General features: G+C 46.1%; 16 protein-coding genes. 8 read left to right on the top strand and 8 right to left on the bottom strand.

The features are described 5' to 3' along the window. Window positions 1-4 precede the first annotated feature (4 nt). Together Xhom_RS48640 and Xhom_RS48635 are read right to left on the bottom strand one after the other, a co-directional pair. Window positions 5-1,171, bottom strand: coding sequence for a TerD family protein (locus tag Xhom_RS48640; RefSeq protein ID WP_069317076.1), 1,167 nt, complete (start codon window positions 1,169-1,171; stop codon window positions 5-7). Next, on the bottom strand, window positions 1,171-1,758 hold the full coding sequence (locus Xhom_RS48635; RefSeq protein WP_069317075.1) for a TerD family protein: 588 nt from the start codon (window positions 1,756-1,758) through the stop codon (window positions 1,171-1,173). Before Xhom_RS48635 ends, Xhom_RS48640 begins: the two co-directional genes overlap by 1 nt. Window positions 1,759-2,183: 425 nt before the next feature. Between Xhom_RS48635 and Xhom_RS48630 the strand changes: the two genes are divergently transcribed. The 5 genes from Xhom_RS48630 (at window position 2,184) to Xhom_RS48610 (ending at window position 6,784) form a co-directional block, all read left to right on the top strand. After that, window positions 2,184-3,323 carry a phosphoribosyltransferase domain-containing protein gene (locus Xhom_RS48630; protein WP_069317074.1) on the top strand — a complete coding sequence of 380 codons (1,140 nt, stop codon included), beginning with the start codon at window positions 2,184-2,186 and terminating at the stop codon, window positions 3,321-3,323. Continuing rightward, window positions 3,316-4,116, top strand: coding sequence for a hypothetical protein (locus Xhom_RS48625; RefSeq protein ID WP_069317073.1), 801 nt, complete (start codon window positions 3,316-3,318; stop codon window positions 4,114-4,116). Before Xhom_RS48630 ends, Xhom_RS48625 begins: the two co-directional genes overlap by 8 nt. Continuing rightward, window positions 4,109-5,200: a cysteine protease StiP family protein gene (locus Xhom_RS48620; protein ID WP_069317072.1), complete on the top strand. Its 1,092-nt coding sequence runs from the start codon at window positions 4,109-4,111 to the stop codon at window positions 5,198-5,200. Before Xhom_RS48625 ends, Xhom_RS48620 begins: the two co-directional genes overlap by 8 nt. Next, complete coding sequence (locus tag Xhom_RS48615; protein WP_069317071.1) at window positions 5,200-6,138, top strand: HpcH/HpaI aldolase/citrate lyase family protein; 939 nt, start codon at window positions 5,200-5,202, stop codon at window positions 6,136-6,138. The genes Xhom_RS48620 and Xhom_RS48615 overlap by 1 nt, the downstream gene beginning before the upstream one ends. 160 nt (window positions 6,139-6,298) lie before the next feature. Further along, entirely contained in the window at window positions 6,299-6,784 is a 486-nt protein-coding gene (locus Xhom_RS48610; RefSeq protein WP_069317070.1) for a tellurium resistance protein TerW, read from the top strand. 62 nt (window positions 6,785-6,846) lie between these two features. Here the strand turns inward: Xhom_RS48610 and Xhom_RS48605 are convergent, their stop codons facing one another. From Xhom_RS48605 to Xhom_RS48580, 6 genes are all read right to left on the bottom strand, one after another. Next, window positions 6,847-7,341, bottom strand: coding sequence for a TIGR00645 family protein (locus Xhom_RS48605; protein WP_069318492.1), 495 nt, complete (start codon window positions 7,339-7,341; stop codon window positions 6,847-6,849). 266 nt (window positions 7,342-7,607) lie between these two features. Then, on the bottom strand, window positions 7,608-8,366 hold the full coding sequence (gene dhbA, locus Xhom_RS48600) for a 2,3-dihydro-2,3-dihydroxybenzoate dehydrogenase (RefSeq protein ID WP_069317069.1): 759 nt from the start codon (window positions 8,364-8,366) through the stop codon (window positions 7,608-7,610). Next, window positions 8,366-9,241: an isochorismatase family protein gene (locus Xhom_RS48595; protein WP_069317068.1), complete on the bottom strand. Its 876-nt coding sequence runs from the start codon at window positions 9,239-9,241 to the stop codon at window positions 8,366-8,368. The genes dhbA and Xhom_RS48595 overlap by 1 nt, the downstream gene beginning before the upstream one ends. Next, the gene (locus tag Xhom_RS48590) at window positions 9,238-10,866 is read right to left on the bottom strand and encodes a (2,3-dihydroxybenzoyl)adenylate synthase (protein ID WP_069317067.1); all 1,629 of its coding nucleotides are present in this window, start codon (window positions 10,864-10,866) and stop codon (window positions 9,238-9,240) included. The genes Xhom_RS48595 and Xhom_RS48590 overlap by 4 nt, the downstream gene beginning before the upstream one ends. Next, a complete protein-coding gene (locus tag Xhom_RS48585; protein WP_069317066.1) occupies window positions 10,863-12,053 on the bottom strand; it encodes an isochorismate synthase in 1,191 nt (396 codons plus the stop codon). The genes Xhom_RS48590 and Xhom_RS48585 overlap by 4 nt, the downstream gene beginning before the upstream one ends. A gap of 165 nt (window positions 12,054-12,218) precedes the next feature. After that, on the bottom strand, window positions 12,219-14,408 hold the full coding sequence (locus tag Xhom_RS48580) for a TonB-dependent siderophore receptor (RefSeq protein ID WP_099139631.1): 2,190 nt from the start codon (window positions 14,406-14,408) through the stop codon (window positions 12,219-12,221). Window positions 14,409-14,716: 308 nt separating this feature from the next. Between Xhom_RS48580 and fes the strand changes: the two genes are divergently transcribed. The 3 genes from fes (at window position 14,717) to Xhom_RS48565 (ending at window position 25,012) form a co-directional block, all read left to right on the top strand. Then, a complete protein-coding gene (gene fes / locus Xhom_RS48575; RefSeq protein ID WP_069317065.1) occupies window positions 14,717-16,018 on the top strand; it encodes an enterochelin esterase in 1,302 nt (433 codons plus the stop codon). A 45-nt stretch (window positions 16,019-16,063) separates the two neighbouring features. Beyond that, window positions 16,064-16,276 carry an MbtH family protein gene (locus tag Xhom_RS48570; RefSeq protein ID WP_069317064.1) on the top strand — a complete coding sequence of 71 codons (213 nt, stop codon included), beginning with the start codon at window positions 16,064-16,066 and terminating at the stop codon, window positions 16,274-16,276. Between the two features lie 159 nt (window positions 16,277-16,435). Then, window positions 16,436-25,012, top strand: coding sequence for an amino acid adenylation domain-containing protein (locus Xhom_RS48565; protein ID WP_069317063.1), 8,577 nt, complete (start codon window positions 16,436-16,438; stop codon window positions 25,010-25,012). The last annotated feature ends 6 nt before the right edge of the window (window positions 25,013-25,018 follow it).

The following is a 25,018-nucleotide window of genomic DNA, read 5'->3' as shown; positions in this document are numbered from 1 at the left end:
GCTGCTATTTTTTGCCGGCTGACCAGCTGAAGCCCCATCCAAATGCTCTGTCCATTTCTTTGTGCCCACTGAAGTATTGATTGATGCGTTCTACTTTGATGGCACCGTTTTCATTGACAAGGCGGGCAATAGCACACATGTTTTTGTGGTTATAACCTTCCGTCATACGAGTTTCTATGGGGGGTTGATCAGGGACATAGATCGTGACGACGCCATCAGTCTTGTCCCAGCTGGGTGCCCCTTCGTAGATAAAGGCGTAGATCAAAACCTCATTGATGTTTTTCCATTCACGACCATTGATGTGAAGCCATTCACCGTCACTCACACTTCCGGTGCGATCATCTCCCTGTAACTGTACATAGGGTTCATGATGGTAATCACCAAAGCCATTTCCTAATGCTTGGATAACGTCGCGCTCTCCATCCCGCAGCCGGACGAAGGCCCCGAGATCCAGATCCACGCCTTTGTTTGAACCAAACATGCCCTGAAATAGACCTTTTGAGGAGGAAGAGGAGGGCGTTTGGTTCCAGTTCAGATTCACGCGAATTTCGCCGAAGTTATCGCGTTTACTCAGACTGATAGCCGGTTTTTCTTTTGTCAGCGAAACCTTGCTGAGACTAATGCTGCTTGGTGCAGTTGATGCTGGAGCTGGAGCGGGTGTTGATTTTGGTGCATCATCAATGATATCCACGCCAAAATGCTCTGCCAGAGGTTTAAGACCGCCATTAAAGCCTTGAGCAATAAAGCGGAATTTCCACTCTCCATTGCGGCGATACAGTTCACCAAGGATCAAGGCGGCTTCCGAGCGCCCTTGCACTTCAACATTCCCCTGCAAAATCACGCTGCTGTTCAGCTCGACCTGAATGGTAAGGCTATGCAGGTTAGAGATGGTTTGATTGCCGTCGCAGGTTGCGGTGAACGCCACTTTCTGGACATCCCGCCCTAAGGCGGGCAAGTTGACGCTGAATGAGGTATTGATATTGTCGCCAGCCAGACGAATGGTGTTGTCATCACTAACGGGCTGACCATAAAATACCATATCTGGATCGCCTTTAACTTTGCCATCGGCATACAGACGGAAAGCTGAGACATCAATGGCTGCACCTGACAGAACCCGTACGGTGACGGTCTGGTTGGAAACGGGGGCATTTCCCCCGGGCATCAGATTCATTAGCGTACCACCGTCTCAACGATCTGAGGATACATAGTGTCAATAGTCTGACCATGGCAAGGAACGCCATGTGCTGTGAAATCCCATTGACCCCCGTTACGGCGCAGAGAAGAGATGATAATGCCAGTATGAGCACCTTGCTCATTCAACTGATAGCGAGCCAGTTCTTTACCACTTTGGTCAACCACACGACAGAAGGCGTTTTCAACGTCATTGAAGGTTTGGCCACGGAAACTGTTAACGGTAAAAGCGAGGTATTCGACCTTGGCGGGCAGTTTGATCAGGTCGACACGGATAACTTCATCATCGCCGTCACCTTCACCTGTCAGACTATCGCCGGTGTGTAGTATGGAACCGCATTTTGATTTCAGTTGCCCGAACCACACTGTATCGATGGTATTGCCAGCTCCATCAAGCAGTATGCAGCTTGCATCTAGATCAATTTCATCGCTGCTACCACTGAATAAACTTGCTAAAAAGCCTTTCTTTTTAGCGACGGGATCCCATCCCAGACCAAAATCAACTTTAGCCAGTGAAGCGCTCTGTTTGGCGAGCGAAACTGACTGATTTTTGTTTAACGAAACCATTAATGACACCTCATATGCTGTTTGTCGGTGAATCACGTTAATTTCACGTATTAAAAAATCATAATATGACAAATAGGTAGCCAAAAATCTGTCATATTATGATTCCCATAAACAGTATGTTTGGTTGTTAACTGCGTGATAGAGAACAATCTGGCTTCATTTTTTATGATTTCTTTTTCGTGCAAAAAAGTCAAATAAATTTTAAACTAAAAAATCATAATATGATTGACATGTGCTTGTTCTCAACCCTAGACTGCGACGTATCTTTCACCGAATTAGGAAAGATTGCTGAGTGTTACCATGTTGACTCTTGGCAATTTAACAATAGTTTTTGCCTGAATAGCGGAATTTAGTTTATGAGAGGATTCTTGCCGTTTCCATCTGCGATCCAAAACGGACTGAAATTTTTTTAAAAAGGCACCATCATGACAGCATTAAATGATACTCAGGTTTATCAGAAAAAATTAAACAGTGGAACGTTGACGGTAACGGCATCTCGCGGCACCACATCTTTGGAAGCGCTATTTGATGTTGCTGAACGACGTAACCCCAAAAGGGCATTCTTATTTGTCAGTAAAGTATTGGGACGGCATATTCCTGTCTGCCCATCAACCATGCGTTCGGTCTATCGGAAATTATCTGAGCAGTTTCCCGCTAATATTCCCGGCCCGGTCCTGTATATTGGCATGGCGGAAACGGCTGTCGGGCTGGCGGCTGGGGTATTTCAGGAAACACGGGATAAGGTTGATGCTCCTGTCTTTCTGACCTCGACACGCCATCCCGTTGATGGCGATCTATTGTGTGAGTTTAAGGAGAATCACAGTCACGCAACCGATCATCTGATTTACTGGCCAGCCGAAAACCGGTTGCGTCAGCGGGTGATGAGTGCGCGTACTCTGGTTTTGATTGATGATGAGGCGACTACCGGTAATACATTCCTTAATCTGTTGGATGCACTACGCAACAGTGGGCTTAAGCATATTGAGCGTATCGTCACTGTCACGTTGACGGATTGGAGTGGTGAATCGGTGATGAAGCGCAGCCCACTACCGGTTTCTGCGGTTTCCCTGATTGAAGGCAATTGGCAATGGGAAGCGGATCCCTCTGCACCTGTTCCGGTTATGCCTCAAGTCAATGTCACGGCACGGGGAAAAATCAACATCATTGGCAACCAGAATTGGGGACGTTTGGGTCTGGATCAAATTCAATGTGATCTCGGCACAGATATTCATGCCAAAGTGAGTGAGAAAATGCTGGTGTTGGGGTCGAGTGAATTTGTCTGGCAACCATTTCTCCTTGCTGAGCGGCTTGAGCAAGAAGGTGCATCAGTGATGTTTGGTTCGACAACGCGCTCTCCAATCTCCTGTGGTCATGCTATTCAGTCAGTGATGGCTTTTACCGATAATTACGGACTTGGCATATCCAATTTTCTCTACAATGTCGCGCACCAGAAATTCGACCGTGTACTGTTGTGCCTTGAAACGCCGAAAACAGCCGTTGATCCGGCGTTAATCGCACAGCTTACCCGTGTGTCTCCCATTGTAGAGCTTGTTGCCTATGATTAAGCCCGTTTTTTTGACCGATATTGATGACACGCTATTTCAATCGTACCGCAAGATGGACAACACATCAGATATGTCACTTTTTCGTGTGGGAGCCTTGGATCGAAAAGGCTCTCCTCAGAGTTATCTGATCGAAAAGCAGTCCATGTTGGTTGACTGGTTGCTGGCTCATGCGGAGGTTATCCCTGTAACGGCCAGAAACACAGAGCAGTTTCATCGCGTGCAGCTCCCTTTCCATTCTTGGTGTATTGTCACGCATGGCGCGGTGATCCTGACACCGGAAGGTTCAATTGATGAGCACTGGCGATCACATATGCTGTCAGCATTGATGCCGTATCGGGATAAATTGCGGGAGTTGGAACGCCTGGCTCATTGTTTGATCGCATCACACGGTATGGATGCATGGGTACGTATCGATTATGAGTATGGTGATATGCCTGTTTTCCTGATTATTAAGCACCGGAATTGCGATAATCTGGACGATCTTGATGTGCTGGCTGAAGCACTGACTCAGGCAATAGCAGAGTGGTCTGACTCTGGTGACTTTCATTTTTATTTTCACCAAAACAATAACAATCTGACTTTGTTACCAAAGTGTGTTGACAAGGGATTGGCAACTCGTCACCTTTTGCAAAAGCTTCGTGCTGAGAGGGGTGTTTTTCCTGTTATTGGTCTGGGGGATAGTCTGAGTGACTATCGTTTCATGCAACTTTGTGATTGGTTTGGTATGCCCCAGCAAAGCCAATTTGCTGACAAATTAATGAATTCTTTATTTGGAGCTGTAAATAATGAATAGCTTTCCCCCTTTCTCTGGGAGTTATGCTTCTGATGATGTTCAATTTCTGTTAAAGCCAGTTCAGATTGAGATGACGCCTGTCGATGTTAAGGAACAGTTGATCCAATCGGGCACGCGCCACTACTCGGATATGTTGAGTCAGGAACCCGCACCAACGCTTTATCATCTCGATTTATTTGATAAGGCGCTGGAACAAGGGGCTGTCCGGTTGGCAACGGAAGTCGTGATGCTTGCCAAGGCATTGATATCCCGCTTTGGTGATACGCCGGATGACACACCAATTGTGCTGGTCAGTTTGGTCAGAGCTGGCGTGCCTTTGGGGGTTATGTTGCATCAGACACTCAGAAAGATGGGTAAGTGTTCTTATCATTATGGCATCAGTATTATTCGGGATCGCGGAATAGACAATGCAGCACTATCGTACATTGAGCAGCAACATGGCACAGAGGGGATCGTGTTTGTCGATGGTTGGACGGGGAAAGGGGCCATTACTGCGGAACTGTCACACTCTCTGGAAGGGCGGGTTGGCTATTCGGGTATTCCGCGTTTAGTGGTATTGGCCGATCCCTGTGGCTGTTCGTGGCTGGCAGCCAGTGACGACGATTGGTTGATTCCTTTTGGTATTATGGGAGCGCCGGTATCTGGCTTGATATCACGTTCTGTCTGGTGTGAAGAGGGGCTGCATGGTTGCGTACAGTGTGATCATCTGGTTGAATTTGAGTGCAGCAGATTGCTGGTGGATACCGTTGCTGATTGCCGTGATCGACTGGATTTGGATACTGTACCAGAAGCCATTTGGCAGCCACAGGAAAAGCGAGCTTTGCTACAATTGAGCAAAACGGTGATTTCCAACTTGGCTGAACAATACCAGATTGACAGCATTAATCGCATTAAACCCGGCATTGCTGAGGCAACCCGGGCTGTATTGCGTCGCGTACCGGAACACGTGCTTGTGCGTTCTCAAAATGACCCTGATGTTGCTTTACTGGTTCATCTGGCACGCCAAAAACAGGTCACTATTACGGAAGTGGGTGACTTAATCGGTCAATATCGTGCTGTGACAATCATTAAGAAGGTTGCGTGATGACAGCTATCCCTTCTCCATATCAACTTGGTGCAACACTGTATATGCCAGCGACTCGCCAAGATATTGCAGAAATCGTGTTACACAATAAAATTTCTGGTCTGCGCTCTCTGGTGATTTGTCTGGAAGATGCGGTCAACGAACAAGATATTCCTGTTGCTATCGAAAATCTCAAGCATGCCCTGCAAGTACTGGCTGAATCCGATACCGCTTCTGCTGAAATGTTTTTTTCTGATAGCAAGCATCCACGTCCGCTGATTTTTATCCGTCCGCGTGACGTGATGATGGGGAGATATCTGGTTGCTAATGTTAACCTCAGTGCCGTTGATGGGCTGGTTCTGCCTAAATTTACCCACGCTTCGGTATCCGATTGGTGGGACATTATTAGCTCAACACATCTTTGCATTATGCCTACACTGGAAACGGGAGAAGTGTTTGATGTTCAACAAATGAATCAACTTGCTGATACCCTTAAAAATCATCCTTGCAAGGAACGTATTATTGCCCTGCGTATCGGCGGTAATGATTTGATGAATGTGATATCTCTGCGTCGCTCACGTACTTTTACGCTTTATGATGGGCCTATGGGATATGTCATCAAAATGCTGATTGCTGTTTTTGCGGCCCGTGGGTTCTCTCTGACCGCGCCCGTTTGCGAGCATATCGATGATTTGAAACTACTTGAGAAAGAGCTGGAATTAGATATTACCCACGGTTTGGTGGGAAAAACCGCGATACATCCGAGGCAGATTAAATGCATCCAGCGAGCGTTTATGGTCAGCGCCCATGATTATGCTGATGCGTTAAATATCCTCAACGCCAGTCAGGCTGTTTTCAAATCTCAAGGGGCGATGTGTGAACCAGCGACTCATCAACACTGGGCGATGAATATCCTGCAACGAGCAGAGTATTATGGCATAGAAGCAGAAGTCGCATAGAACGAGGCAGCCTAGAAATAAAGACTAATGAAGGAGCTAGCAAGGCTTTAATCTGTTTTAATATTGATTTACCTGCTGTAGAAGCTATGCTGATAGGCCATCCCCGCAGTTAACCGTAGGGATTTTTTGTTTTTGTTATCCCTGATTTGGTAATCAAAAAATGCTGCTTAGTCCCAAACAATTTAGAAATTTCAAATTAACTTTATTGCTCTCACATGGCAAACCCGTTAGTAAGGTTAAAATCATTAGGGAACTCCATTGTTCGGAGCCGACATTAACACGTGCATTGCGGGAGTTGAGAGATCTCTACTGCGCAGATATTCGATTTAGCAAAATAGGAAACACCTATCAGTTAATTGATAAAGGGATGCTGACCAAAAAAGATGTGAGAAGGATCGAAGAACTGCTTGCCCAGCATCTCAGTCTCCATGCTGAAGAAGTCACCAGCCATGTTTTCCTTGATAAAGAGAAGAAAAAATCGATTTCTCTCTCTCTGAGAATGTCTGTTATCAGGAAAATAGACGGTTTGGCCAATCGGTTGGAAACAACCAGAAGTGAAGTGGTTGAAATGGTTGTGGACGGTTTTATTGAGACGTTATTGAAAGAAACCCTGAACAGTGAACCCACTAAGCAGCGGAGCCCGTAATGCCAGCCGGTTGGAATCAACTGGCATCAAGGGAATGTGTTTGCGTGAGGTTAAGTTATTGCTTAGTGGTCGTGGCGAGTAAGTTTATCAAGATATCCCATCACAAATGCGGATAAAACAAAGGTGAGATGGATAATGACATACCACATCAGTTTATTGTCCGGTACATTTTTGGCATCCATAAAAATGCGCAGCAAATGGATGGAGGAAATAGCGACAATCGAGGCTGCGACTTTATTTTTGAGAGATGTCGCATCCATTTTTCCTAGCCAACTCAATTTTTCCTTATCTTCGTCGATATCCAAGCTTGAGACAAAGTTTTCATAGCCGGAAAACATCACCATTACCAGCAACCCACCAACCAGTGTCATATCAATCAAAGAAAGTAACGTCAGGATCAGATCGGATTCTGCAACTGAAAAGATATACGGCAGGATATGCAGGATTTCCTGAAAGAATTTAACCGCGAGAGCAAATAGCGCCAATGATAAACCAAAGTAAACTGGCGCAAGTAGCCAGCGAGAGGCGTACATAGTGTTTTCTAGAAATCGTTCCATGGTATTTTTAATATATAAAAAAGGGGACAATAGTATAGATCAAGAATGTGAAAGCGATGAAATACATATCGCTATCAGGTACTCACTTGTTACATAGAGGGTGCACACTCAGGCTGTTTTTATTTGGTAATTTCATGCTCTTGGAATATTGACAGATTTATTAATAGTGCAGGCCATCATCTTGGATGGTCTGCACTTTATATTGACGTGTCTGATGGCGCCTGTCACTGTCTGAGCTTTTTAGATTGCACAGATGGATTTTTCACTCAGCTACCCAAGGTTGCTCCACCATCAACGACAATATCCTGCATGGTGATATGACTGGCGAGATCTGAAGCAAGGAAAAGAACGGTATCCGCAATTTCTTCCGGCAAGGCAATTTTTTTCAAAGGGATACCTAACTTAAATTTGTCAGGAAAACCATCAATGGTGTTTTGTCTGGATGCAGCATTTTGCCACATACCTCGTAGCATGGGAGTATCCGTTGAACCGGGGGAAACCAGATTGCAACGCACACCATAGGGAGCCAATTCAAGCCCGACACTTTGACACAAGCTACGCAAGGCGGCTTTGGAAGCGCCATAAGCTGACATTTCGACCCGTGGAACGTGAGCAGCATTAGAGCAGATAGAAACGATGTTTCCACTGCGTTGCCGTTGAAATTGTGGGATCACAGCCTGAAAAAAATTAAAAGCTCCACCGGCATTGACGTTGAAACATTGTTGCCAATCTTCCCAGCTCAGGGTTTCTGTTCGTCCTGTTCGCAGGATACCCGCACCATTGACCAATACATCCAAGCGGGATTCTTCTGTGAGTAATTCACGACAGCGCTGGCTCACGGCTACATGGTCACTGATATCTAACTCATAAGCAGTAAAAGGGAGGTTAGTATCGGGAAACGCCAGATCCAACCCGATGACTTTCGCACCAGCCTGACTGAATCGACTAGCAATGTGATAGCCAATACCACGCCCTGCTCCTGTCACCCAAACATGTTTATTATTGAAATCGAAAGTTGCGTTCATTATTTGGACTCTTGTCTATCATTAAGCAGAGTGAGCCAGTTTGCCAACGTTGGTTTTTTCACTAGCGAGATAAAATTAATGTCATGGTTTTCATGGTTCCAACGTGTCACCAGAGACATTGTTTTTACAGAGTCAAGGCCGTAATCCAGTAGGTTTTCGTGATCATCAATATCACCGCAGTCATCATCGAGCAGAGGTAAAATTTCAGCACGGAGACGTTCGCGTGTCCATTTTGGGGACGGGGATATTTCGTTGAGCAGAGTTTCTGTCGTCAGTACGCGACCACAACGGCCGGCAATATAACGTAATGCCATGATATGCTCGTTGCGGCTGAAATCTGCCAGTGCATCAGCGACAAAAAAAGGTTTGATGTCGCGCATAAAGGCATCCGTGGCTGTTGTCATGCAACCAATATGAGCATAAACACCGCAGATGATTAATTGATCACGCTCCATGACTTTCAATTGTTGTTCTAAATCTGAGCGCTGAAAGGCACTGTAACGCCATTTTATCAATATGGTGTCATCGCTTTCAGGCGCCAATGCGTCAGTGATACTTTGTTGCTCAGGATGCTGATTTAGTCCTGCTCCCCACATATCATTCAATAACCCACGGTCTGCATCACTTTGGTGGTTGGGTTGGGCGGTGTAAAAAACCGGAATCCCCAGTTGTTTGCACTGTTTTCTGAGACGAACGATATTGTCGATCATTTGCTTTACTAGCTGGCTATCGGTTTCCCAGAAATTGAGGAAATAATTCTGCATGTCATGGATCAGTAAAGCGGCCCGCTGACTATCAAATGGCCAATCCACTTTATTGATCGGTAATTCTTGAGTTACGGGCAGAATATAATCGTTAATTTTGGGAATGCTCATTTTGTTTCTCCGACATGGACTAACATGTTCTGTGCAATTTGGCGTAATTTTTGTTTATCGATTTTGCCGACAGGCGTCATGGGTAGGGATGGAACGTTTTCAAAGCGGTCGGGAAGTTTGTAATCAGCGATACCTTGCTCGCGTAAAAAGCGACGCAATATGACTGATTTTATCTCTTCGCGGGTAACAACATAGGCGCAGCTTTTTTCTCCCATCAGCGAGTCAGGAATGGCGATCAATGCTGCATAGATCACCTGCGGATGGCGTAACAGCAGATTTTCAATTTCTTCTGCTGCAATCTTTTCGCCACCACGATTAATTTGGTCTTTTTCCCTGCCCACAACTTTTAGATAGCCTTTCTCTGTTTGAATAACTAAATCACCCGAACAGTAAAAACCATTTTTATCAAATACGAGTTTGTTGTATTGATGGCTTTGGTAGTACCCACGAAAAGTATAAGGCCCGCGCGTCATCAACCTACCGGGAACACCATATGGTAGCTGATTGCCCAGATTGTCGGCGACCCATACTTCATCATCATCACTGATCGGACGGCCTTGAGTGGTGAAAATTGTTTGCTCGTCATCATCTAGCCGTGTGTAGTTCACCAATCCCTCTGCCATGCCAAATATCTGTTGTAACTGGCAACCCAGCTCCGAAGGGATTCTCCGTGCCAGAGATTCACTCAGGTGTGCACCGCCTACCTGTAATAAGGTCAGACTATCAAGCGGTGACTTATCCGCTGTCAGAGTAATGGCTTCCAGCCACAGGCTTACCGCAGGAGGAACTAAAGCAGCCACATTGATCCGATGCTGTTTAATCAAAGGAAAACAACTGGATGCACTGGGATCGTTGGCCATAATCACTTGACCTCCTGCATAAAAAACGCCCAATGCGCCTGGCGAACTCATCGGGTAATTATGGGCGGCAGGAAGGGCGCATAAGTAGCGTGTTTGCGCATTGAAATGGCAGATATCAACGCTAGTGCGAATACTGTAGTAGTAATCATTGTGAGTACGCGGGATCAATTTCGGGATGCCAGTACTGCCACCTGATAGCTGAAAAAAAGCGACTTCATCCGCTGGTGTTGGTGTCGCGGTAAAGTCATTCACTTTTTCATCAGTCAGTATCGTTAAATCTATCGGGCTATAGTTATCTCCCCGCAGGAATACGTTTGTCAGTGAAGGATGGCGTGTATGCAGTTCGTGAATAAAAGTATTGTCTGAAAATAGAGAATGGCTACGATCTGCGATCAGTAATGATGGTTTAATCTGCTCGGCGTAAGCCAATAGCTCACTACGCTGGTGGCTGAACAAGGCATTGACGGGAACTACACCTAAACGCAGTAGGGCAAAAAAGGTGATATAAAATTCCGCAATATTGCCTAATTGCACCAAGGCGGTTTTCCTATGCTGAACACCACGACGTTTGAGGGAGGCAGCCAGATTGTCCGCGAGTTGATTGAGTTGGCGATAGCTATATTGTCGCTCCGAGCAAATCAGCGCGGTATTTTCATTGGTAGCCTGACGACTGAGTATGTCGTCAAGGGTAAGGTCAAGCCAGTAGCCGCGTTGACGATAGCGCTGTGACAATTCTTCGGGCCAGCGATTGAACTCAATACTCATAACACATGTTCCTTATTAGCGGATAATCCCAGCGCCTGTAACATGGTGCCCAGTTTTACTCCCGTTTCCTGCCATTCGGCATTGGGTTGGGAGTCAGCAACGATGCCAGCTCCTGCGAAGAGTCGAACATGGTTTGCAAATAATTCACCACAGCGAATAGCAATGACCCATTCGCCATTGCCTCTGGCATCACACCAACCGACAATGCCGCCAAAATAGTTACGTTCGAAGGGTTCGAGTTGAGCGATGAGTTCGTATGCCCGTTCTCTTGGCGCACCACAAAGTGCTGGAGTCGGATGGAGCAGACAGGCCACTGAAAGTGCATCGGCGTGTTTATTGCGTAATTCGCTGCGTATTTCTGTGGCGAGGTGCCAAAGTAAAGGGGTACTGAATATTGAAGGAGAATCAGGGATCATCAGTTCAGTACAATGTTCAGTAAGTGCGCTTCTTATTGCGTTAATCACTAATTGATGTTCATGGTGATCTTTAGCCGAATGCAGCAGCGATTGTCGTAAGGCGTTATCTTCTGCGATATTGCGGCTTCTGCGCGATGAACCTGCCAGAGGTTGAGACGTAATGGCATTGCCCTGTTTGCGAAGTATAAGTTCTGGACTGGCTCCAATTAACGTGCTGTTGCCCAATGGAAGGTGGAAGTTATAGCTATAGGGATTTTGGGCGTTAAGCTGCATAAAAAGTTGGATAGTGTCAGGCTCTTGCTCAAATTCAATGTCTAACAGGCGTGAAAGGACGACTTTATCAATCTGACCCTGATGTATGGCATCAACGGCCTGAGAGACCATCTGGCAAAACTCTGCTTTTTCGGGCCATGAATGACACTTGTGTAATGGCAACATTGGTGAAGAAGACGGAGCGGAAAAACGCAAGGTTTCTCTTTCTAGCCAATGGTACTCATAAGGAATGTAAAGGGCAGAAGGTTGGCGTTTATCAAAAGGGATTGCTCCCACTGCGATGGGATTTTTAATTCCGGCCTGTTCAGCCTGATGGAATAATTGAGATAAATGATCACGCAATGGATTGTCAATATCACCATGATGACTGGCAGGAGTTGTTATTTTGGTAAAACACCCTTGTGCATGCAGGCTTTTATTTGAGGACAGGAACACAAAATCATCACAACTAAAATCCAGTAGTTGGGATGTGTGATATTCAGTAGTTAACTTAAGCACGATGTTTCCCTATTATTTTTAAATAATAGATTCAATAAATTGGCTTAGACGTAAAAAGTGGCTCAACACGTATAAGCTTGCGCTGATGAAAATAAGCTCACAGTGGCAAAAAGATTTTGTCATACATAGCATTACTTTTTGTCACTGAGATAAGTAAGTTTTGCTTTACCAGCTATACGACACAGTGGCAAAGATACTGCGTCCTCCACCATAGAAGCAGGCTTCTTTATTCGAGCATGAGGCGACATAACGTTTGTTGCTCAGGTTATTCACGTTTAGCTGTACGCTGGCACCTTTTAACTGAGGTGATGCTTCGCCAAGATCGTATTTCGCCATCAGGTCGTAGAGGGAGTAGGGCTGTACATGGAATGTTTCTTCATAATCGCCGGATGTGGTGCCGATATAGCGTACGCCTGCTCCCAGAGTAAAGCCCTTCAGAGCCGTCTGTGTGAAGCTATAGCTACCCCAGGCAGAAGCCGTATGTTCAGGAATCGATGGTACTCTTTTGCCGATACGTGAGGCATTGCTATCACCTTTGGTTTTAGTATCTGTATAGGTATAGGTGGCTATCAGATTGATTTCAGGTGTGATTTGTGAATGGATTTCGGCTTCCGCCCCTTTTGAGCCAATTTTGCCAATTTGTTCGCTAACGCGAGTGACTGGATTACGGCTGGTCACATTTTTTTGGGTGATATCGAATAAGGAAAGCGTTAACAAGGTATTGTGATCTTTGGGCTGGAATTTGATGCCTATCTCAGTCTGCGCACCTGTTGTGGGTTTGAATGCCGGTGTACCCGGTGCACCTTGAGACAGATTGGGCTCAAAGGAAGTGCTGTAACTGATATAAGGCGAAATGCCGTTATCAAAGGCATACAATAACCCCGCACGTCCGGTAAAAGCACGGTCTTTCTGTGTTGTTGATTTATCTTTGATGAGATCATGTTGCTTTGTTTCGGTCCAGTCATAACGCCCTGACAGAACTAAATTCCAGTTTTCCCAACCGAGTTGATCCTGTACGTAAGCACCTAACTGATGGAGTTTCTTTTTATCATTTAAGGCAAGGGATAGAGAATTTTCACTAACGGGAATACTCCGGGTTGGATGTGCCCAATCAAAATTGTATTGGTCACCTTTTTTATTCCATCTTTTGTTGTGATTATCCACCCATTTGTAATCCACACCACTGATGACGTTATGCTCAATGTTACCTGTTGAGAATTGTGCTTTCAGTTGATTATCCACGCTAAATGTTTGTGCTTCACCGTATTCCTTCTGTGGAATGCGTTGGATAGTCGTCGGTTTTTTTGTATCTGATGAATAAACGAAAAGCTTAAAACGCTCATCTAACTTTGAATAACGCAGATTTTGCTGGAAAGAGAAAATATCATCAATGTCATGTTCAAGCATGTAGCCGATAGAGGTCTGTTCGCGTCTGGCCTGATTAAAAGAAGGATCACTGAGGTTCATATCGTAGGGAATATAGCCCACATTGGGAACGGGTGTTACGGTGCCGGTTTTAGGATAGAAGTTGCGGTATCCCGCTTTAGGATCGTACTGATAACTTGTCAGTAACGTAAAGGTCGTATTATTGTTGGGTATCCATGTCAGTGCCGGGGCGATGGCAATACGCTCTTTTTTATAGTCTTTGACGAACTGCTTTTGGGTGCTGAGAATACCATTTAAACGATAGAGAACGGAAATATCGTCATTCAGTGCTCCTCCGAAATCAAAGGCCAATTCACCAAGGCTATGACTACCTGCTTTTAGCTGTACCTCATGAATAGGTTGTGCTGTTGGCTTTTTGCTGGTCATGTTAATCAACCCGCCAGGGCTGATCTGACCATATAGCACGGATGCAGGCCCATGTACCAGCTCCACACGTTCCAATAACCAAGGATCAACTTGGCCTCCTGTTGCATAGCTTAAGCCATCAAGGAATTTAGACGCATAACGGAAACCACGTATGATTACTTCATCGTTACGGTTGGAAGAGCCACGGTAATTAGTCACTACACCACTTGAATAATTCAGGGCGTCAGCAACAGTCGTTACACCTTGTGCTTCCATTTGTGTGCGATTGATGACGCTGATTGATTGGGGTGTTTTGATGAGGGGAGTGGTGCTTTTGGTGCCAGCAGCACTGTCTGATTCTACGAAGTGTTCTACTGAGTTACCTTTATTTGTGCTTGTGACGGTTATGATGTCTTCGTTGTTATTGGCCGTGTTATTGCTTGCTGAAGCATATGGAGATAACAGTAAGGCAGAAGTAATCGTTAAAAATAGTTTATTATAGTTATTGTTTCTATTTGTTTTATTTGCGGCTTTCAACGTTTTATTCTTGATAGGCAGTACCATGGATTTCATCTCTCAAAATAGACTTTTTTTTAAATAGTTTTTAAAAATCAATTAAATAATAAATTAATTATTTCATTGATGTTGAGCTGAATAGCAAGGGCCTCCTGCCACGTTACCCCAATAGTGTCCATTAACTCTATTAACCAGTAGTTATGATTAATAAAATAAGTTGAATAATATTGCAAACGAAAATCGTTATCAATATCATTTGATGATGATAATGATTTTCGTTTATTTGGGTTATTGTTCACTCTGTGTATCAGATATGTATGTTATTTATGAGCGAACTTTTTTGAGGGGATAACGGAATGCGGTTAGTATTTCAGCCATCAGGTGTGGTAGATAATTTGTTATCCGCTCCTAATGTTGGTAGTAAATTATGGTGGGAAAATATTGCTATTTTGGGAACGCCCATCATAGAAGTTGCGATAAATCACCAAGTTCAAACGACATTCTTTTGGCGAGATCCTCGTGGGGATGAACAAAATTCAGATATTCGCCAAGTCTATATCGATATCAATGGGGTCACTGATCATCACTGCCCGCAGCCACAGAGCTTGCAACGAGTGCCTGAAACGGATATCTGGTATTGGTCAGTGAGCCTCGAAGATGATTGGAGAGGGAGTTATCGATTTATACCTGTCACTGATGCACATTTGCCCCCCGAATTTTCCGATAAAATAAAACTAAGTAACCAACAGCAACGTGAGTGGTGGATCTCACTCTTTCCGTTATCCATTCCTGATCCTTTGAATCGGCAAGATTCTCACCGTAATGGGGTTGGTGTGCCTTTATCAGCGATTCACATGCCCCATGCCCTTGAACAGACTGCATGGGCATTAACCGAAGTAAATTCAAATCATGTCATGCGGTCGGACAAACGAGAGCCTCTGCTTTTGCATTGGCAGAGTGATCGGCTCAACAATCAAAGGCGCATTTGGCTTTATTCCAGCGGGGAAGAAACCGCGCTGCCACGGCCTCTTATCATTCTCTTGGATGGGCTGAATTGGGTAGAGAAAGTGCCGATTTTTCCTGTGATTGACGTGGCGACTGAAAAACAGCAGATACCGGGTGCAATCTGGCTTCTGATTGATGTTATTGATATGTCTCACCGAGAGCAAGAACTCCCCTGTAATCAAGATTTTTGGCAAGCGATTCAGGATGAACTATTACCACTTATCGCACAGCATGCTGTTTTCAGTGATGATCCTGAACAGACTATTATCGCAGGGCAGAGCTATGGTGGTCTGTCGGCATTGTATGCCGCTCTCCATTGGCCGCAACGCTTTGGTTGTGTTCTCACGCAATCGGGGTCTTTCTGGTGGCCAGATAGCAAAATTGTCCGGCAGTTTATGCCATCTTCTGAACAGAAACCTGGCTGGCTGACACAGCAGGTTTCTGATCAAAAAGTTGTTCCGTCATCATTGAAAATCTTTCAAGAAGCGGGTTCCCACGAAGCCGATATTCATTTTGTGAATGATCAAATGTATGCCGCGTTAAAAGAGGCCGGGCATCGCGTGAATTATCGCGTGTTTAATGGTGGTCATGATGTGCTGTGTTGGCGCGGTGGATTAATTGATGGACTGAGCTGGTTACTGGCTGAAAAGTGATATGGCAAATGATGATTGAAATCCCGAATATGATGAGAGTAAACGATGAATCTGGAACAAAAAAATCCTTTTGATGATGATGAAATCTCTTTTTATGTACTGATAAATAATCAACAGCAATATAGCCTTTGGCCAGCCTTTGCTGCACAACCAGCCGGTTGGGAGAGAGCTATTGGTCCAGATTCACGGACAGCATGTATTGCATACATAGAAGAGCACTGGGTGGATATGCGCCCGGCCATTCTGCGCAAACCATAGGTGAATCAAAATAATAATGCCGACGGTTTAATCTGTATACCCAATGGATTTCAAGATACAGCGCTTATGTCTTGGAAACGAGTTCCTGGGATGAGTGAGTGTAGCCAACAAAGCTGCACCTTGAAAGACGACAGGTATAGATAAGAAAGGAAATAAAACGTGCTTAATGTATTACCGCTGCCTGAAGTTAAACAGGTAAATCTGACATTACCGCTAGTGGCTGCTCAGCCCGGGATTTGGATGGCCGATCAAATCGCCAGCCAGCGCAATGTATTTACCATTGCGCATTATATTGAAATTAATGGAGAACTGGATCGTTCCTTATTTGATGCGGCTATCCGCCAAGGTTTGTCTGAAGCTGATACCATTCATGCACGATATTTTGTCAATGAAGAGGGGATACCTGTACAGCAAATTCCCACCTTCCGTGATGCACAACAGGTTATTGCCCCTGAATGGTTCGATTTCTCTCATGAACAGGGGGAAAACGCGTCACAGGAATTAATGCAGACGGATCTGGCCGCTGAATTACCCGCAGACGGGGAACGCCCGCTTTACCGGCAGGTAATCATGAAAGTCGGTGCTCAGCCTGAACGATGGTTCTGGTATCAGCGCTTTCATCATCTCATGCTGGATGGCTTTAGTTTTGAAGCACTGACCCGCCGCATTATTGATATTTATAATGCGTTAAGCACAGATCGCCAGTCTGCTGAAAATCCTTTCTGCTCATTCGAGCAGGTAGTCAAAGAGTATCAGGATTGGGATCAGTCACCCGCAAAAGCAGAGACAGCAGCATTCTGGCAACAACATACCCGTGAACGAGGTGTTTCCGTTTCACTTTCCACTGAAGATATAGTGAATACGGGCAGCGCTTTACCTCTACATTACGATTGCCATTTTCCGGTTACTCAGTTTGCTTCATTAGGTGAAGATGATTTACTGCGGAAATTTCAACCGGCTGAAATTGCGATGGCTGCACTTTGTATCTATTTCTATCGTATGAGTGGAGAAAAACATCTATCGATTGGATTTCCTTTTATGCGGCGCCTGGGGTCTCAAGCGCTTTGTGCGATGGGGCCTGTGGTCAATCTTTTACCTCTGCAAATAAAACTGCAAAGCAGTATGACTCTTGCCGAAGTAGCGAGAGCGTTTGTAGATGAAATAAAGCAAGTGCGTCGTTACCAGCGATATGAAGCCGAACAGCTACGTTGTGATTTGGGATTATCAGGCAGCAATAACGCGCTTTATGGCCCGGTTTTCAACTATAAAATCTATAACGAGACGTTGAAATTAGGCGGTAAGCCCATCAAGACACACACACTCGCGATGGGGCCTGTGGATGATTTAGAATTTGAATTGTGTAGCTATGATGACCAGCTTCATCTGACACTTATCGCCAATCGAAAAAAATATAGTGAACAAACCTTACAGTGGCATGGTGAGCGGATTAGCTATCTGTTGAATCAATTGTTGATACAGCCGCAACAGCCTATTGCGTTCGTACCCATTATTCCGCCGCAGGAACAGCAACGGCTTGATGAATGGTCATGTGGGCCGAAAATCCAAATGCCTGTAACGAGTGTTTCTGTGCTGGATCTCTTTTTGCAGCAGGTCGAACGGCAGCCTGATGTCGTCGCTATACGTTGTGGTAATGAACAGCTTAGTTACCACCAATTGATGGCAAAAGTGATGCAGTTTGCACGTTTCTTGCTGTCTCAGGGTATCGGGGCTGAAGATGTAGTTGCTATTGGCATTCCTCGTTCGGTGGATTCAGTGGTTGCTATTTTAGGTGTGTTAGCCAGTGGTGCAGCTTACATTCCGCTTGATCTCGATTACCCGCAGGAACGTTTACAGTTAATGTGTGACGATGTTCAGCCAGTCTTGCTGATCACGCACCTGAATACGCGGGCACAAATGCCTGAAATATCCAAGACCATCTGTCTTGATGATCATCAGATAGCGGTGCAGTGTGCCAGCTTGTCTTCGTTATTTGTCACAGACGAAGAACGGCGCGAAAAACTGCGTAGTGAACACTTGGCTTATATGATCTACACCTCTGGTTCCACAGGTAAGCCAAAAGGCGTCATGAGTACACATGGCGGGTTGCTGAATTTATTGACTTCCCATGCAGTACATTTGTTTGGGCCTGCCATTGAGAATTTTCATCGGCAGCATGGTCGGCGGGCACGTGCAGGGCATACCGCCTCTTTCTCATTTGATTCCTCTTGGGAGCCACTGTTTTGTATGATTTTGGGCAGTGAGCTTTATATCTTTGATGAGGAGCTAAGGCGGGATGCGTGGGGCGTGATACAGCAAATGAACCTGTTGCCGGTTGATATCATGGATATCACCCCTTCCTTTTTGACCCAGCTCATCGATAGTGGGCTGTTGGAGAAAGGTAACCACCAGCCTGCGTTTATTATGATAGGTGGTGAGGCCGCCACGCCACGGTTGTGGGAATTGCTTAAACAGCAGCCACAAATTGATATCCACAATTATTATGGCCCTTCCGAATACACTATCGATACGCTGGGCGCCAGTATTCAGGTGTCCGAGCAGCCTGTGATTGGGCGCCCGGTTGCCAATACGGATATCTGGCTTTTGGATAGCTGTTTACAACCTGTGCCAACAGGTGCCGTGGGAGAACTGTATCTCTCTGGAGCGGGTATCGCGCGCGGTTATTTGCACCGTCCAGGGCTGACGGCTACACGCTTTATCGCCAATCCATTCCGTCATGGCGAAGTTATGTATCGCAGTGGTGATCTCATGCGTTGGCAGTCTGACGGACAGCTTGCATTTATTGGCCGTGTGGATCATCAGATCAAAGTACGTGGTTTTCGCGTTGAACTGGGTGAAGTGGAAAATGCTCTGGCTGATTTGCCGGAGGTCAGTTCTGCTGTCGTGATTGCCGAGCCTATCGGCGCAACGTACCGACTGCTGGGTTATTGTGCTGTACCCGATGGGCAACGACGCGCCCTGCCTGATCTCTCTGCTCAACTATTGGCTGAACTGGCCAAGAAACTGCCTGATTATATGGTTCCTTCCCGATTAATGGTGTTGGAAACCTTACCTCTCACAGTCAATGGCAAAATTGATCGCGGTGCGTTGCCTAAATCGCAGAAACTCCAATTACCTGTGGGGAGAAAAGCGAAAAGTGAGCAGGAAAAATCTATCTGTGAAGCATTCGTCAGTCTATTAGGTGTGCAAGAAGCCTGTGCAGATGATGATTTTTTTGTACTGGGAGGTGACAGTATTTCCGCAATGGCGCTGGGAACACAATTACGTCGCCTTGGCTGGCAGTTACGTCCACGGGATATTTTTAGTGAACGTACACCCGCGCGCATGGCATTGAAAATGATGCCTGTCGCTATCGTGAAGCAGACTCCTGCGCGCATTCAGAAAGGGGCAATCGATAGCCTGCCTATTTTGCATTGGTTTGCTGAATCTCATGGAATCAATACCCGTTTCGCTCATGGTGTATTTATACGCGTGCCCGCAGAATTACAGCCGCAACACTTATCACAGGCATTGACTGCCTTAGTGCAGGCACATCCTGTACTGCGTGCATCTACCCGCGATAATCAACTTATTGTGGGGGAATCGATAGCTGTGCCTGAAGGAACTTATTGCAGTACATGGCAAAATTGTGAAGATATTGAAACTTGTGCAGAGCAAGCCTTCCATGATGCAGTAATGCGTCTGGATCCCGCGCGGGGTCAGTTATTCTATCTCTGTTTATTACAAAATAGTGGTGTGTCAAAGGGACTAGTGTTCGTTATTCACCATCTGGCTACAGATGGGGTTTCATGGCGAATACTCTTGGATGAGTTACGTCAGGGAGTGGAAGCGGCAATTACCGGTAAGTCCATGACTTTACCCGCAGAAGAGTACACCCTATACGATTGGAATGATTACCTGCGCCAAAATCTGCCACAACGTGCAGCAGAATTGCCTTTTTGGCAAAGTATGCTGGATGAAAGAACACCTCTTTTAGGGCTGCGTCCGTTGAATGTACAGCGGGATCGCCGAATAAACGCCCGCGAGGAACGAACATTATTGAGCTGTGAACAAACGGCAGCATTATTAGGAATATTGCCAAATCAGTACCACGCTAATGTTGAAGAGATTTTATTAACGATATTGGCAATGGCTTGTTATCGTCACTTTCATGCCAGTAAATTACGCTTTCAGTTAGAGTCTCATGGCCGTATTGAATTAGATCAAACAGGCGATTTGGCTCGGACGGTTGGCTGGATGACGGCTGAATATCCGATAGTGGTCGATTTACTACAGAAAGGGGAATGTCAGCCGGTTGAGGTGGTGCGGGCGGTGAAAAGCGTTCTACGTGCTGTACCCGATCGTGGTATAGGCTATGGCTTGCTGCGTTACCTCGATCAGACAGGGCGGGAAATATTTGCACCGCAAGAAACGCCGGAAATCTTATTTAATTATCTGGGACGTTTTATCGAGACAGATAACTTATGGGCGCCACAACGGACTAGAAATCTTTTCCGGGATGCTTTTGCTGTTTATCAAGATCCCGAAATGTTCCTGAACCACAGTTTGGAAATCAATTTGTTCGTTGATGAACAGGGGAACACTCCGCAATTGGTGATTAACTGGCAATGGGTCGATGGTATTTTCAGCCACCGGGATATTGCCGAATTACATCGTGGTATGGCATGGGCGGCCGACAGCTTAATACAATTCGCCAGGCAACAGCCTGAGCAGGCTGTTGCAACTTTAGTCGCCGCAGAAGTGGGGTTGTCAGGTGTGGAGGAGAGCGATCTCACCCAACTAAGCGAGCGTTATGGGTCATTATCTGCGGTATTGCCGCTGCTTCCTCTGCAACAAGGATTATTATTCCATGCTCAGACAGCCACCGAGCATGGCAGCTATAACTCATTGACACGCCTTTCCCTGTCTGGGCCATTGACGGTTACTGAGTTACGCCGGGCGCTGTTGGCTTTAATTCGGCATCATCCTCAGCTTGCTGCGCAATTTGACACAGAACAAAATGCCGCTCCACTGCAACTGATACCGATCATATCCGATGATAAAGATTATTGGGCATTTGATTTCCATCAACTACCTGAACTGACGCTGGAAGAGGAAGATATAGCATTACGAGAACTGGAAAAAGCAGAGCTTATGCGAGATCTTTTCCAACAGCCAGTAGCGATGTTGCACGCATTGCTCGTGCGCCATGGTAAAAGTCTACGCTACACGCTATTGCTGAATGCTCATCATCTGGTCGTCGATGGCTGGTCAACCCCTATTCTGGTGCAAGATCTTTTGACGTTGCTGAATCAAGGCGCTCAAGCCTTGCATAGACCTGAAATTCGTTATCAAGAAGTCGTCCATCAATTATTGGCACGTGAGGCGGAGCCTACTCGCCAGTGCTGGAAACAGCTCTTGAAAGGGGTTCAACCAACCTGTTTGTTCGGTGAACATCCTCATACTGGCGAGGTTAAGGCGCTTGAGATATTACTTGAACCTGCGATGGAACAGGCGTTAATCGGGTTATGTCAGCAACGTGGTTTGACAATCAATACATTGATGCAAGGCGTTTGGTCTCTGTTGCTGAGTATACACAGTGGCTCATCTGATGTCGTTTTCGGTTCCCCCGTGTCGGGGCGGTTTGGGCAGACTGAAGGGTTAGATCAGCATATTGGGCTATTTAGTAACACTTTACCGGTTAGAGTTATTCTGGATATGGCGCAGCCACTATTGCCTCAATTAGAGCAGTTACAAGCGCAGCAGATCCAATTGATTGAACATGACAATATTGGTCTTGGTGAGATCCAGCAAATTGCAGGCACCAGCACGCTTTTTGATACCTTGCTGGTGGTTGAAAACTACCCTGTAGTGGAGCAAAATCAAGGGAATGACGAAGGCATCGTCTGTCAGGGCATCAATAACTGCGGTTATACCCACTACCCTTTGACGTTATTGGTGTTACCAGGTAAGCGTCTGCGTTTATTGATGGAATATAGACCAAGTGTTAAACAGCCTGAACGCTTGGCACAACGCATACTTCTTTTGATCCAGCAATTAATTGAACAACCGGAGATCGCCCTGCGGGATTGGGTTTTGCAAACGGTTGATGAAGCGGCGTTGATTGAGGAAGTCAATAACACCTATCGTGATATCCCTTCAAAAACACTTCATCAGACCGTGATCGAGCAGGCAAGAAAAAGGCCTGACGATTTGGCGTTATTGGATTGTCATCATCGCCTGACTTACCAGCAAATGCGTCTTCAAACTCGCTTGTTAGTCGATCGTTTAATTGAAGCGGGGGTGCAGCCGGGAGATATTGTCGGGGTTGCATTAGCACGTTCAGTACGGCTGAGTTTGGCGTTACAAGCGATTCTGGAAGCAGGGGCGGCATGGTTGCCTCTTGATACCGCTTATCCTGATGAGCGCTTGACCATCATACTGAAAGATGCCCAACCTCGATTAGTGATAACAGAAAGTGAGTTTCAGGCACGTTTTGCCAATCAGGCACTTTTGTTGTTACTGGATAAACTGGCAGATGAAACACAGCAGCCCATCCATCTTGCCGCCAATGTGACTCCTGAACATACGGCGTACATTATCTATACCTCGGGTTCCACAGGACAGCCTAAAGGGGTAATGGTGAGTCACCAAGCCATTGTTAACCGCCTGTTGTGGATGCAGGATACTTACCAACTGACTGCGGATGATGTGGTATTGCAGAAAACTCCATGTAGCTTTGATGTTTCTGTATGGGAATTTTTCTGGCCGCTGATGACGGGAGCTCAGTTAATGATGGCGCCACCAGAAGCACATCGCGATCCCGCAACGCTTCTTCAGCTTATTGATGATTACCGTGTGACTACGTTGCATTTTGTTCCATCAATGCTGGCAACCTTAATGGATTCATTAGTGTTACGAGAGCAAGACGCTCCTTTCTGCCACAGTCTGAGACGGGTTTTCTGTAGTGGCGAAGCTTTGTCATGTGAATTGGCGCGTCGCTATCAAACGCTGGTAGCAGCACCTTTACATAATCTTTATGGGCCAACGGAAGCGGCGGTGGATGTGACATGGCAACCAGCATCTGGTGATGCATTGGAACGTTGTACCAGTGCTGGTGTTCCTATTGGCCGACCGGTATGGAATACCCAATTACGTATTTTAGACACTTGGTTGCGTCCTGTTCCTATTGGTGTGGCTGGTGATCTCTATCTCAGTGGTATTCAGTTAGCCACAAACTACCTGAACCGAGCCGATCTGACCGCTAGCCGTTTTGTGGCCGATCCGTTCGTATCAGGTAAACGGATGTACCGAACGGGTGACATTGCCTGTTGGTCAGCAGACGGTGAAGTTGAATACCTTGGACGCAGTGATGATCAGCTAAAAATACGGGGTCAGCGTATTGAGTTGGGTGAAATTGAACAGGTTTTACTGGAACAGCCAGGAGTGGCTCAGGCTGCGGTTGCAGCGCGTGAACTAGGGAAAGCAGGCCAAGCAATTATCGGTCAGGCAATTACTGGCCCAGCAATTAATAGTGCTGATGCCCGTCAGTTAATTGCTTGGTTAATTCCTCAATCTGGTGTGGTTCTGGATATAGAAGCACTACACCAAACGATGACTAAACGATTGCCGGTTTATATGTTGCCGGTCAGCTATGTAATACAGGAAAGTTTCCCGTTGAGCGCCAATGGGAAATTGAACCGCAAGGCACTCCCGATACCAGAAAAATTGACCACGGGCAGGTTGCCGAGAGCGGGTTTGGAAAGCCAAATGGCTGGGTTGTTCGCCGAAATTTTAGCGTGTGACACCGTTTGGGCTGATGATGACTTCTTTGCTTTGGGGGGACATTCTCTGCTGGCAATGCGGTTGGCAGCCGAAATACGCCGCCGTTTTAATCACTCTGTTTCAGTCGGTCATATCATGGTCACCCGAAGTGTAGAAAAATTGAGTGCGTTATTGGTTGATGATCAAAGGCAGAATTCGGCAGAAAACCGTGGTGCGGGGGAAGTCCTGCCGCTGAGAGAAGGCATTGGGCCAGCACTGTTTTGTGTACACCCTGCATCGGGTTTTGCTTGGCAATACAGCGGACTGTTGCGTTATTTAGAGGGGAATTGGCCGATTATCGGATTACAGTCTCCTCGTCCTAGAGGGGTGATTGCTGACTGTGACAGCCTCGACGCAATGTGTACACGCCATTTGGCAACTTTGCGGAGTATCCAGCCTCATGGGCCTTATTATTTGTTGGGTTATTCTCTGGGGGGAATGCTGGCACAGGGAATGGCAATTCGTTTGCAGCAAGAAGGAGAGGAAGTGGCTTTCTTGGGATTACTGGATGCTTATCCTCCAGAAGGACAAGATTGGGGAGGGCTAAGTGAGGAAGAAGCCAAACAGGAAATTGCCCGTGAACAGGCAGAGTTTATGGCGACGACAGAAGATGAACGTGATCCGCAGTTACGCATGGAAAAACAGGCGATGTTTGAAGATATCGTGGCTAACTATCGAGATGCTGTCCGTAGTTTATTATCTGCCGTTAACCAGAAATATGATGGCGAAGCCACACTGTTTGTGGCAACACGGACTTTGCCTTCTGAGCTGGATGTCGAGGGAACGTGGGCGCCTTGGATTCGCCAGTTGAAGGTTTATCGGCAAGATTGCGAACATGCAGATATCCTTTCTCCTGTTTCACTGGAACAGTGGGGGCCATTGCTCAACAATTTGTTGAAACAATGCCGTCATTAACTTTAT

Origin of the sequence: Xenorhabdus hominickii (genome assembly GCF_002632725.1) — a bacterium.
GTDB classification, from domain to species: domain Bacteria; phylum Pseudomonadota; class Gammaproteobacteria; order Enterobacterales; family Enterobacteriaceae; genus Xenorhabdus; species Xenorhabdus hominickii.
The sequence above is the reverse complement of the archived record's forward strand: the minus strand, read 5'-3'. Positions and strand labels throughout refer to the sequence as shown.